Annotated in this window: 8 protein-coding genes; 2 read left to right on the top strand and 6 right to left on the bottom strand. The window is 66.7% G+C overall.

Features of this window, described 5'->3' with window-relative positions:
* Positions 1-4 precede the first annotated feature (4 nt).
* Positions 5-2,452: a PAS domain-containing protein gene (locus A9971_RS06445; protein WP_015636392.1), complete on the bottom strand. Its 2,448-nt coding sequence runs from the start codon at positions 2,450-2,452 to the stop codon at positions 5-7.
* A gap of 203 nt (positions 2,453-2,655) precedes the next feature.
* Here A9971_RS06445 and A9971_RS06450 point away from each other — a divergent pair, with 203 nt between their 5' ends.
* Positions 2,656-3,276 (top strand): LysE family translocator, encoded by a 621-nt coding sequence (locus tag A9971_RS06450; RefSeq protein WP_183001702.1) that lies wholly within the window; start codon positions 2,656-2,658, stop codon positions 3,274-3,276.
* 16 nt (positions 3,277-3,292) lie between these two features.
* Here the strand turns inward: A9971_RS06450 and A9971_RS06455 are convergent, their stop codons facing one another.
* A complete protein-coding gene (locus A9971_RS06455; protein ID WP_011062341.1) occupies positions 3,293-4,075 on the bottom strand; it encodes a sulfite exporter TauE/SafE family protein in 783 nt (260 codons plus the stop codon).
* A 332-nt stretch (positions 4,076-4,407) separates the two neighbouring features.
* Between A9971_RS06455 and A9971_RS06460 the strand changes: the two genes are divergently transcribed.
* Positions 4,408-7,008, top strand: a complete 2,601-nt coding sequence (locus A9971_RS06460; RefSeq protein WP_183001703.1) for a hypothetical protein — start codon at positions 4,408-4,410, stop codon at positions 7,006-7,008.
* Between the two features lie 25 nt (positions 7,009-7,033).
* On the opposite strand, the gene A9971_RS06465 is transcribed toward A9971_RS06460, so the two are convergent.
* The 4 genes from A9971_RS06465 to A9971_RS06480 form a co-directional block, all read right to left on the bottom strand.
* A complete protein-coding gene (locus A9971_RS06465) occupies positions 7,034-7,564 on the bottom strand; it encodes a DUF3087 domain-containing protein (RefSeq protein ID WP_011062343.1) in 531 nt (176 codons plus the stop codon).
* A 134-nt stretch (positions 7,565-7,698) separates the two neighbouring features.
* Positions 7,699-9,177 carry a PepSY domain-containing protein gene (locus A9971_RS06470; RefSeq protein WP_183001704.1) on the bottom strand — a complete coding sequence of 493 codons (1,479 nt, stop codon included), beginning with the start codon at positions 9,175-9,177 and terminating at the stop codon, positions 7,699-7,701.
* 53 nt (positions 9,178-9,230) lie between these two features.
* On the bottom strand, positions 9,231-11,399 hold the full coding sequence (locus A9971_RS06475; protein WP_103290767.1) for a TonB-dependent siderophore receptor: 2,169 nt from the start codon (positions 11,397-11,399) through the stop codon (positions 9,231-9,233).
* A gap of 118 nt (positions 11,400-11,517) precedes the next feature.
* Positions 11,518-11,901, bottom strand: coding sequence for a DUF2946 family protein (locus A9971_RS06480; RefSeq protein WP_015636398.1), 384 nt, complete (start codon positions 11,899-11,901; stop codon positions 11,518-11,520).
* Positions 11,902-12,065: the final 164 nt, after the last annotated feature.

The following is a 12,065-nucleotide window of genomic DNA, read 5'->3' on the forward strand; positions in this document are numbered from 1 at the left end:
GTGCCTACGGCACCTCGGGCTGGCCGATCGCCGCGCTCAGGGCCAGGGCCAGTTCCGCCACCGAGTAGGGCTTTTGCAGGAACACGAATTCCCGGGTCTGGCCCTGGGCCAGGGCCGGGCTGTAGCCGCTGGTGAGGATGACCGGCAACCGCGGGTAGTCGCAACGGATCCGGCTGGCCAGTTCGATACCGCTCATGCCCGGCATCACCACATCGGAAAACACCGCCTGGAATCGGGTCCGCTCCTCGCCCAGGCGGCGCAGGGCCTCCGCCGCGCTGGTGGCCCATTCGGTCTGGTAGCCCAGCTCGTTCAGGGACTGGGCCAGCAGCACGCCGACTTCGGGATTGTCCTCCACCACCAGCAGGGTCATGCCCTGGCCGTCGATCATGGGCACCACCGCCTGGGTTGGCGTCGGCAAGCCGGCCAGGGCCTCCGCGCGCGGCAGGTACAGGGTAAAGCACGTGCCCTGCCCCGGCTGGCTGTGCACCGCCAGGCCGCCGCCCGATTGCTGGGCGAAACCGAACACCTGGGACAAGCCCAGGCCGGTGCCCTTGCCCACCTCCTTGGTGGTGAAGAAGGGTTCGAAGATCCGTTCGATCTGCTGGGGGTCGATGCCGGCGCCGGTATCAGTCAGGGAGACCGCGACAAAGTCCCCGGCCTGGGCACCCTGGCTGGCACTGGGGGGAATCTGCGCCACCCGCTCCACAGCCACCACCAGCAAGCCTTCGCCCTGCATGGCATCCCGGGCATTGACCGCCATATTGATCAGCGCCGTGTCGAACTGGCCGGCATCGGCGTGGATGTAGCAAGGCTGCTGCGGCAACTCGATACGCAGTTCGATGCAGGCGCCGATCAGTGGATTGATCATCTGCGCCAGCAACTGCACGCTGGCGCCGACGTCGAAGGTCTCCGGGCGCAGGTTCTGCTGGCGGGCATACGCCAGGAGCTGGCCGGTGAGCTTGCTGGCGCGGTCGACGGTGTCGGAAATCGCCTTGATGTACAGCTGCCGGCGCTCTTCGCTGAGGTTGCGGCGCAACAGGTCGGTGGAAGAACGGATCACCGTCAGCAGGTTGTTGAAGTCGTGGGCCACGCCACCGGTCAGTTGCCCCACCGCCTCCATCTTCTGCGCCTGGCGCAGGATGTCCTCGGTCTTGCGCAGCGCCTGGGCGGCCTCGCGCTCGGCCTGCATGTCACGGCCCACGGCGTGAATGTGGTGCGGGTCCGGCACGGCGCTCCAGGCCATCCAGCGATAGGAACCGTCGCGGTGGCGAAAGCGGTTCTCGAAGCGCGAAAAGCTCTCGCCCCGTGACAGATCGGCCGCCGCCCCCGCTGCGGCCAGGCTGTCCTGGGGGTGGATGAAATCGTAGAAACTGCTGCCTTCCAGTTCCTCGCGCTGCCAGCCCAGGAGCTGGGTCCAGGCCGGGTTGACGGCGACGATGCGGCCATTGAAGTCCGCCACCAGCATCAGGTCCGTGGACAGCTGCCAGATCCGGTCGCGCTCCTGGGTACGCTCCTGGACCCGCTGCTCCAGAGACTCATTGAGCCGCCGCAGTTCCTCCTGCGCCTCGCGGGTGGCGCTGATGTCCCGGGAAATGCAGAGGATCTTCTCCGGCTGGCCGGCCGCGTCGAGCATCGGCGTAACCTGCACATCCCACCATTTGGTGCGCCCCTGGAGGGTATCGGCGGCACCCTGGAACCGCGCCGAGCGGCCCTGGCGCGCGGCAGCAATGGCATCCCGGGCCTCCTGGTGGCCCTGGCCCTGCCAGAAGTCCGGCCAGGGACAGCCCCGCACCGCATTGAAATCACTGACCTCCATGACCCGCAGGCCACCTTCGCTCATGAACGACAGCTGGCCATCGAGGTCCAGCACCTTGATGCAGTCGTTGCTGGCGGCCAGCACCCGGGTATTGAGCTCGCGGGTTTCGCGCAGGTGCGCCTCGGTCTGCCGGGCGTGCCGGGCCAGCAGCACGCGATCGGTGGTCTCCACGGTGTGGCACAGCACTCCGAGCACCTGTTCGTCGTCCTCGTCATACACCGGGCTCATGGAGAACGACCACCAGGTCAGCTCTTCGCCAGGGTAGCGCTGCATGTTCACCGGCAGGTCTTCGTGGCGGCAGGAGTAACCGAGAAACGCCTGCTCCACCATCGGCTGGACATCCGGCCAGGCATCGGCCCAGAGGGTCTGGATGGTCTGCCCCAGGGCATTGGCCAGGCGCGGGCCGAGGACCGGGCGGTAGGCATCGTTGAAGAAGAACTGCATCTGCGGCCCCCACAGCAGGTACAGGCTCTCCGGGGACTCGAGCATCTGGCTCAAGGTACTGCGCAGCAGGCCGGGCCAGCCTTCACGGGGGCCCACCGCGGTCTGCGACCAGTCGAAGCGACGGATTGCAGCACCGATCTCGCCGCCGCGGGAGGTCTTGGGCGCTGCACCACGAGGTGGGGAAGTAGTCATGAACACATCACAGAAAAGGAAAAAGGCAACACTGCCATCCAATGGCCAGCGCAGGATAACTGACCCCGTGGATCCGCAGAAGTTGGCAAACGGCAACGCTGATTCGACAACGGCGGCCAAAGTGCCCGGCGAATGCCTTTAAACCCGCGCCAGCCTGAGGCATTCTGCACCGGCATTGCCACCTGCCCGCCGAGAACCGCGCGATGAATACCACCACCTTGCTGCTCTACACCTCCAGCTGTTTTATCGGCGCCCTGATTCCCGGGCCGACCTCACTCCTGGCCATGGCCAACGGCACCTCGCGCAATCGCCAGCTGGTGGCGGTGGGCATGGCCGGTGCGGCGCTCTCGGATGTGCTGATCATCGCTGCCGTGGGCCTCGGGCTGGGGGCCATGCTGATGGCCTCGCAGCAGTTGTTCATGGCCTTGAAATGGCTCGGGGTGTGCTACCTGGCCTGGCTCGGCATCCAGCTCTGGCGCAGTGCGCCCCAGGCCCTCGGAGCCCAGCAGGTACAGGCCGAGTCACGGCGCGCAGAGGTGTTCCGGCGCAGCTTCTCGGTGGCCATGACCAACCCCAAGGTGCTGCTGTTCTTCACCGCGTTCCTGCCGCAGTTCGTCGACCCCGCCCAGCCGGTCCTCATCCAGTACGCCACTCTGGCGCTGGTCACTGCGGTGGTGGAGGTGCTGGTGATGGGGCTGTACGCCGCGGGTGGCGTGCAGGCGGCGAAGTTCCTGACCGCCAGCGGCATGCGCCGGCTCAATCAATGCTGCGGTGCGGCGATGCTGGCGCTGGCGGGGTTTCTGGCGCTGTATCGGCGCAGCTGAAACGCCGCGCCAGGTTTCAGAAGGCCAGCTTGTAACCAATGGAAAACAGCATGACCGCCAGGCACGGGCGCAGGATCTCGTCGGAAATGCGCCCGGTCATGTGGCTGCCGATCCAGATCCCGGGCAACGAGCCCATCAGCAGGAAACCCAGCAGGTGCCAGTCCATGTTGCCCATGCTGGCGTGGCCCAGGCCTGCCACCAGGGTCAGGGGTACGGCGTGGGCGATTTCAGTGCCCACCAGGCGCTTGGTGGCCAGGAACGGATAGAGGATGAACAGCGCCACGGTGCCCAGTGCACCGGCGCCGATGGAGGTCAAGGCAACCATGGTGCCCAGGATCACCCCGGTGACCACGGTCAGGCCATTGAGCCCGCCGGGGCTGGGCTGGTAGTCGCTGCCATGGCGCTGGGCGAAGGCCATGAGTTTCTTCTTGAAGACAATGGCCAGGGCCGTGAGCAGCAGGACGAACCCCAGACCCTGCTTGATCACCGCGTTCAGGGCCTGGGGGTCGGTGTCGAGATTCTTCAGGAACCACAGGGTCAGCGCCACCGCCGGCACGCTGCCCAGGGTCAGCCAGCCGGTGATGCGCCAGTCGATGTTGCGGTTCTTCTGGTGCACCAGCACCCCACCGGATTTGGTGATGGCCGCGTACAGCAGGTCGGTGCCCACGGCCGTGGCCGGGTTGATGCCGAACCAGAGCAGGATCGGGGTCATCAGCGAACCGCCCCCCACACCCGTCATGCCTACGATGAAACCCACTACCAGGCCCGCGACTACAAAACCGAAGTTACCCACATCCATCAATAAAGCCCTACAAATCACGCGGCCAGGTCAAAAACTGGCGGCAGCATAGCGGCTAAAGCTTATGTCCATTTATATGAATAAAATCTAACGTTATAACCAGGCCCATTTTTCTCATGCACAAGGCGCATGGCAGCCCCTGCGCAATTGCAGCCGCCACATGCCACGGCGCCCCTGGCACGCGGCTAAAAAAAACACTTGCCGACAGACGCCGAACGCTCTGCGCTGCACATCAGGGCCGCGGCATCCGGTATTCTGCCTGACGCTTGCCGGGGCACCCGGCCTGGCACTCCCCCTGGCTCGTGCCCCACACCCGATTCCAAGGAAGGCCCATGACCTCTGCCGACACCTCGTACCAGATCGAGCACCAACGCATCCGCTTCAGGCGCCAGAGCCTGCAACAGGAAGCCCCCGAAACCGGCGCACCCGGCCGGGGCAACTGGGGGCTGGCACTGTCCGGTGGCGGCATTCGCAGTGCAACCTTCGGCCTTGGGGTGCTGCAGGCCATGGCCCGGGCTCCGGCCCCCGTCGTGGCGCAACCACAGCCTGCGGCCGCGCGCGAACACAGCTTGCTGTCGCGCATCGACTACCTGTCCACGGTCAGCGGCGGTGGCTATATCGGCAGTTTCTTCAGCAGCCTGTTCCTCCCCGGGCGCCTGCAGCCGCAGGCTCCCCAGGACCCGGTGGCCCATGCCGCCCACAGCGCCTACCAGGCCCTGCGCTTCGAGCCGCCGGGGCGCATCAGCACCGGCGTCGACTACGCCACCCGGCCACCGGGCCAGGGCCCCGCGGCCTGGCTGCGGGAAAACGGCCGCTACCTGACCCCCACCGGCTCCGGTGACATGCTCTACGCCCTGGCCATGACCTGGCGCAACTGGCTGTCGCTGCAGGCCATGATCGGCCTGCCCATCGTGCTGCTGCTCAGCCTGCTGAGCCTGTTCCAGGTCCTGAGCCAGGCCAGCCTGCTGCTCTGGCCGCTGATGGCCGGTGTGCTGTTCGCCCTGCCCTGCGCCGTGGCGTACTGGCTGGTCATTCCCCAGGGCGACCTGGACCGGCCGCCGAGCATGGGCAACGCGGCGTACCGGATCATGCTCGGCATAGTCATCGGCCTGTGGCTCAGCGGCGCCTTGGCCTACTGGCTGGCCCAGTGGCAGGCAGTGGGCGCCCTGACCCTGGGCTGTGCCCTGGTGGGCAGCTGCGCCTTGCTGATCACCCGGCAACTGGTGCGGCGCCTGGCCGACAACCGCGACCCGGCCAAGGACAACGCCTGCGCCAACAGCGTGCGCAACTATCGAGTGCAGATCACCCGCGCCCTGGGCCGGGCGATGGCCGCGGTGGCGGTGCTGGGTTTTCTCGCCCTGCTGGTGACTGCGGCCCAGGCGCTGTACAGCTACCTGCACGACCTGAGGGCCCTGGGCAGCCTACTGTTGCTGGTGGGCCTGGTGTGGCTGGTGCGGCGCCTGGCCCTGCTCAAGGATGAAAAACGCCTGCCGGGCTGGATGCACAAGCTGCCGCTGGACGTGCTCGCGCTGATTGCCGGCGGCCTGCTGCTGAGCCTGCTGTGCCTGTGCTGGGGCTTGCTGGTGCAGTGGATCGCCCACGACGGCGGGGTGGTGTCCGGCGACCACGCGGTGGCCTGGCGGCTGGCGGCGCTGAGCCTGCTGGCGGCCGTGCTGACCCACATCAGCGGGCGCTTCATCGGCTTCCTCAATACCTCATCGCTGCAGGCCTTCTACTCGGCGCGGCTGATCCGCGCCTACCTGGGCGCCTCCAATGGCCGACGCTTCAACGGCCCGGCCGCACAGCGCCGCACCTACATGAGCGTGGCCGAGCCCATGTCCAGCGACGACCTGTCGCTGCAGCAGTACTACGCCAGCCCCAGTGCCGGCCCGGTGCACTTGATCAACGTCACCATGAACCTGACCGTCGACCCGGCCGAACAACTGGTGCAGCGCGACCGCAAGGGCAAGCCGCTGTGCATCGCGCCGAACTGGGCACCCGACAGCCCGGCCCCCAGCGCCGAATGCCCGGCAGAACGCTACATTCTCGATGGCACGGCCTATCGTCGCGACCTCGACCATGGCCCGGCCTCGGAGATCATGAGCCCGCTGACCCTGGGCCAGTGGATCGGCGTCTCCGGCGCCGCCTTCAGCACCGGCCTGGGTCGCGCCACCAGCCTCGGCATGTCGCTGGTGCTGGGGCTGGCCAACGTGCGCCTGGGCATCTGGTGGCCCAGCCACTTCCTCGACCCCGGGCAACAGCACTGGGTGCCCCGGGACCTCAAGCCCTGGACCCGCTACGGCACCCAGGCCTACCTGTTCTATGAACTGACCGCGCGCTTTCACGGCTACCGCCGCGACTACCAGTACCTGTCAGACGGCGGGCACTTCGAAAACACCGGTACCTACGAACTGCTGCGCAAGGAGCGCAAGGTGGAATTGATCGTCACCTGCGACGCCGGCTGCGACCCCGACTACCAGTTCGACGACCTGGCCAACCTGGTGCGCCTGGCGCGCATCGACCAGGCGCTGGAGATCCGCGAAGACCCGGGGGTTCTGAGCCATCCGCAGCTCAAGACGGTGTTTGCCAGCCTTGAGGAATTCCGCCAGCCACCGAGCGCCGAGAACCAGAAATGCGCCCTGCTGCTCAACGTCCATGCCCACTCCCCGGGCAATGACGATGACCTGTGCCAGACGCCCCACTGCCGGATCCTGGTGCTCAAGCCCCGGCTGATCGCCGGACTGACGCCGGACGTGCTGAACTACGCCCGGACCAATCCGGGCTTTCCCAACCAGAGCACCGTGGATCAGTTTTTCGACGAGGCGCAGTTCGAGAGTTACCGGCAACTGGGCCTGAGCATTGGCCAGGCAGTCTTCGGCACCCAGTGCCAGCCCAGCGAGATTGCCCAGGCGTTGTGGCGGTATCTGCAATAGCCCCGGCAGCGCCGGGGCCTGCCGGTCAAGGGGTCTTGTGCCGCTTCACCGCTTCCAGCCATTGCGCTTCAAGGCGTTCCTGGTGCGGGTCGATGCCATGCTCGGCCAGCAGCGCCAGATGCCGCTCCACCTCACCGTGCATCTGCCCGTGGGCGCTGGAGTTGGCGTCCAGCTGGTGCATCTGGATCAGCCCCAGGTGATAGAAGCGCAGCAGCTTGAGGGCCGCAGGATCACCCGCCGCCACCCCGGCGGTGACCTGGTGCATGACGTTGGTCACCCGCATCAGGCTGCGCTTGAGGCGCCAGCCATAGACCGCCGCCGCCATCCACGGCTTGCTCCAGAACACACTGCGCAACAACGCCGCGCTGATCAGCAGGCCGGTGAACACACCTGCCGCGTTCCACAGCAGGTTGTCCCCGCCGGGCTGGCCGAACAGCGCCACCGCCGCGCTGGAAAACAGCATGGCCAGGGCAATGAACACCAGCGCGATGATCAAGGTGCTGCGCCGGGTTTGCCGACGGTAAGTCTCAGGGTCCTGCGGGGTGATGACGAACATGGGCGCGACGGGCTCCAATGGCTGAACGTGAGTGGCTGGCGCGCATTATCACCGCTGGACCGGCCGCCGGTGGGTTAAACGGGAAAAATATCCCATTAGGCTGATCCAGGTCGGTGTATTCCCCTGCCCCCGCGTCAACGCCGCTGCAACGACCGCCCCAGGCGCCGCCAGCCCAGCACCACCCCGCTGGCGCTGACCAGCAAACCTCCGGCGCTGAAGGCGATCATCCACAGATCCCACAACGGCCGGTTGGCCAGCAGCGGCAGCCAGTCCCAACTGTGCAGCAGGGCGAACAGCCAGCGCGAGGCGCGGCGCGGCTGGTCCAGTTGGCCGACGATGGCGCCGGTGTGCAGGTCCAGGTGCAGCCAGGTGTGCGCCGGGTCGTCGAAACGCACCCGCAGCACCGGCAGGCGCTGCTGCAGGTGGCCCATCATGCTTTGCGGTTCCCGGGCGTAGTAATAGAAGTCGTAGGCGGCAAGTTGTTCGACGAGCATCGGTTGCCCTGGCCGGATGGCCCAGGCCGCCTGCTGCAAGGTGCCGGGGTGGAACCGGCGCTGGACCCGATCCCCGGCCATGTCAAAGATCCGCGTACGCCCGGCGCCGTCATAGCCAATCACATACCCCTTGCCGGCGATCATCCGCCACTCCAGTTCCCGGGCCTGCAGGCCGTCATCGGCAAAGCGTTGCAGGACCTGCCCGGCATTCAGCGGGAAGGCCAGGGCGCCCAGTGGACCACCCTGGTACGCCGCCACCGACAAGGGCTGGGCGCTGCTGAAGAGCTTCCACGGGTTCATCGACATCAGGCCACTGAAGATCCAGGTGATCAGCAGCACGCCGAACAGCATGCCCCCCAGGTGATGCCAGCGGGCAAAACCCTGGTACGGCGAGTGCGAGCCGTTGCGGTAGGTGCGCTTGAAGCGCCAGCGCAGCACGCCCACCGCCAGGCCGAGCACCGCCATCAGGGTGGCGGCCAGGGACAGGTAGGTGACGATCGGCCCCCAGGCGCCATCGATGCCGATGCCCCGCAACGGGTACAGCCAGTGCAGCCAGGCGCCGATCCAGTTCCAGCCGCGTTCGCTGGCGGTAGCGTCACGCACCACCTCGCCGGTGGTGCCGGAGATATACAGCAGGCGCCGCTCGGCATCGGCAATGGCCACCCGGTGCAGCGGCCGGTCGGCATCCAGGGCCCGGGACAGGCTCCACATGTCTTCCTGCACGACGCCACGATCACGCGCCACCGCTTCGGGGGCGAACTGCCGGGCCGCGGCCAGGGCTTCGACCCTATCGGGGGGCGCCGCCGGCAGGCCGCTGTTGGAGTCGACCGCCACCTTGCGCGACCCGGGGTATTCAAGGATGTAGCGCGGCTGCCCCGCCACCGTGGTCAGGCGGATGCGGGTGGGCGGCTGGTGCGGATCGGCGGCGTGCAGCACCTGCCCCAGGTCGGCAGGGGCAGGCTCCAGTTGCAGCACCGGCAGGTGGGCCAGGTGCTCGGCCGGGGTCAGCTTGGGGTAGCCGACATACAGCATCACCACCCCGGAGATAAACCACAGGGCCATGAACAGGCAGGCAACGATGCCCAGCCAACGGTGCCAGAGGTACAGGTAACGCTTCATCACGGGTAACTCGCAGATGCGCGGGGCGCCACCGGGCGCCCCGCTGACTCAGGTTAAAAGCGCGTTTGCAGCGCCAGTTCGAAGGTCCGCGGCGCCCCCAGGTACAGCTGGCTCGGTGCGGTGGTGCGGGCGTAGACCTGATCGGTGAGGTTGCGCACCCGCCCGGTGATCCGCGTATCGGCGTTCACCTGATAGCCGACAAAGGCACCGAAGATCGTGTAGGCCGGCGCGTAGCGGCTGTTGGCCGCATTGGCGTACATCGAAGACACGTAGCGGGCGTCGCTGCCCACCTGCCAGGACGGCGCCAGGTCATAGGTCAGCCACAGGTTGCCGACCTTGTCCGGAATGTTGGTAGGCCTGTTGCCCTTGCGCGATACCGGGCGCCCGCCGACGTTTTCATAGAACTCGTCGTATTGGGCATCGACGTAGGCGAAGTTGCCTTCGGCCAGCAGCCTGGGCGTCACCCGCAGCGATGCCGCCAGTTCCACGCCCCGGGAAGACTGCTGCCCCACCGGCTGGCTGCTGCCGGGGTTGCTCGGGTCGGCGGTGGACAGGTTCTTGCGCTCGATGCGGTAGGCGGCCAGGGTCGCCGAGCCGCGGCCGTCGAGGAAATCGAACTTGCTGCCGACCTCCCACTGGTTGCCGGTGCTCAGGTCGAAGTCGCGCACCTGGCCATAGCTGGCGGTGGTCAGGATGCCCGCCGGCGGGTCGGCGGCGGTGCTGTATTGCACGTACACGTTGGCCGCCGGGGTCAGCTCGTAGACCAGCCCCAGGCGCCCGGTGGTCGGGCGGTACTTACGCTGGAAAAACGCCGGGTTGGCCTCGGTGACGGCGCGGTAGTTGGTCACTTGCAGGTCGATCTGGTCGTGGCGCAGGCCGCTGAGCAGGGACAGGCGCTCGCTCAGTTGCAGGCGGTTTTCCAGGAACAGGGCCCAGGTGTCCACCTGGTTGCGGCGGTTCTTGTCGAAGCCGCGCTGCATGCCGGGCAAGTCCCAGAAGCTGCCCGGGTCGAAATCGCCCGGATCAACGCCGGGCAGTGAGCCCGACACCGAGCGCGGGAAGTTGCTCATCACGTTGTGGCTGTAGTCGATGCCCGCCGACCATTGGCTGTCCAGGCCGAACAGCGTGTTGTGATGCAGCAGCTCGAAGCGGTTGCCGTTGAGCTCCTGGGCGTGGCGCTGGAGCAGGATGCCGGAACGCACCACCTGGCTGTTGTCGCTGTTGTAGGCGTAGGTCTCCAGGTTGCGGTATTCGCGGTCGGCGTTGTAGTGGTACAGGGTGTTGCGCAGCGAAGTACGGTCATCGACCTGATAGTCGATGATCGAGCGCAACCACTGCACCCGCTGTTCGTAACGGCCATCACGGACGTTGTAGTTCTCGAAGCGCCGGCTCTTGTCCACCTCCATCTTGCCCCCCAACGGGTTCAGCGCCGGGGTGCCCCAGTAGGGGCTGTCGACGCGCTCGTCCTGGTACTCGTAGGCCAGGGTGTGGGACAGCTGGTCGTTGAAGTCCGTCAGCAGGGAGAAGGCCGTGGTCCAGGCGTCGCGCTGTTCACGGTCGACATAACCGTTGCTGGTGGTGTGGCTGAGGTCCAGGCGCGCGTAATGCCGCGGGCCGGCCCCCTCGTTCAGCGCGTGGTTGAAGCCGAAGGAGGTTTCAGTGCTGTCGTAGGAGCCGTAGCTGACCCGCCCTTCATTGAACGATTCGGTGCGCGACGGCAGCTTGGTGATGTAGTTGATCGAACCGCCCACCGCGCCGGCGCCGTAGAGAAAGCTCGACGGGCCGCCGACGGCCTCGACCCGGTCGTAGATCCAGCTGTCCACCGGGCGCGCGGCGATGGAGTCGTACTGCACGCTGATGCCATTGAACAATTGGGTGATCTGCGCCCCGGAGAAGCCGCGATAGGACACGAAGCCCGGCACCCCGGGGGACGAGGCCGCGTTCATCCCCGGCACGCTGGCCAGGATGTCCTGGGTATTGGCGGCGCCACGCTGCTCGATCTGCTGGCGGTTGACCACACTGACCGAAGCCGGGGTTTCCCGGGGCGTCAGGCCCAGGCGCGAACCGGTGCTGCCCTGGGTATCGAGTTGCAGGCCGATCTTGCGTTCTTCGTCGGTGCTGATGCGCATCTGCGGCAACTCCAGCGGGGAGTCGGCCAGGGCATTGAACGACAGGGCGCAGCACAGCGCCGCGCAGTGGGGGGAGCGATTGAGGTGTTTCATGGACTCGGACTCGAAAAAAAATCATCGAACAGCGTCCGGCAACAGTCGCCGGAGCGACCGTGCAGCTAGTGCCGGAGGACGAGAAAGCGCGACCGCCGATGACGGTCGCCGGAGCGAGTCAGCCCAGAGGAGGTGCCCGGGGATTGAGCGCAGGCCAGCAAGAACGCGGCGGCGCCTTGCTGCGCTGCTCGCCCCCCAGCCGTGGCGGGCGTTGGCGGCGCAGCATCCAGCCCAGGCAAAACAGCAGCGCGATGCCCAGGCTCACGGCCGAGCACAATGGGCACATGAACGTGCTCAACCCACCGGCGACGGCCTGATCGCTGAAGTCGCCGTCCAGGGCCGGGCCCGGGTTGCCCATGGCGGAACAGAATTGCCCGCCGACGCCATTGAGCTCCAGCCCGGCCATCTGCCCGTGGCCCAGGCCACAGACGAACACGTTGAACAGCACGCAGAAATACAGCGTCCAGGCAATGTGGGGGCGATGGGGGGAGGCATGGGTCATGGCGGCAAGATTAACAGTGAAAAAAGCGGCGGAAAATCACCCATGCAGGGCAAGCGAGACTCATGGGCCTGCCAGCGGTGAGGTTGTGGCGAGCTTTATAGCCGACTCCCGAAGAGTGCAGTGTCGGACCAGAACTAAAAAGAAGGCGCATCGCCTCACCTTCA

It is taken from the genome of Pseudomonas sp. UME65 (genome assembly GCF_014170225.1).
GTDB lineage: Bacteria > Pseudomonadota > Gammaproteobacteria > Pseudomonadales > Pseudomonadaceae > Aquipseudomonas > Aquipseudomonas protegens.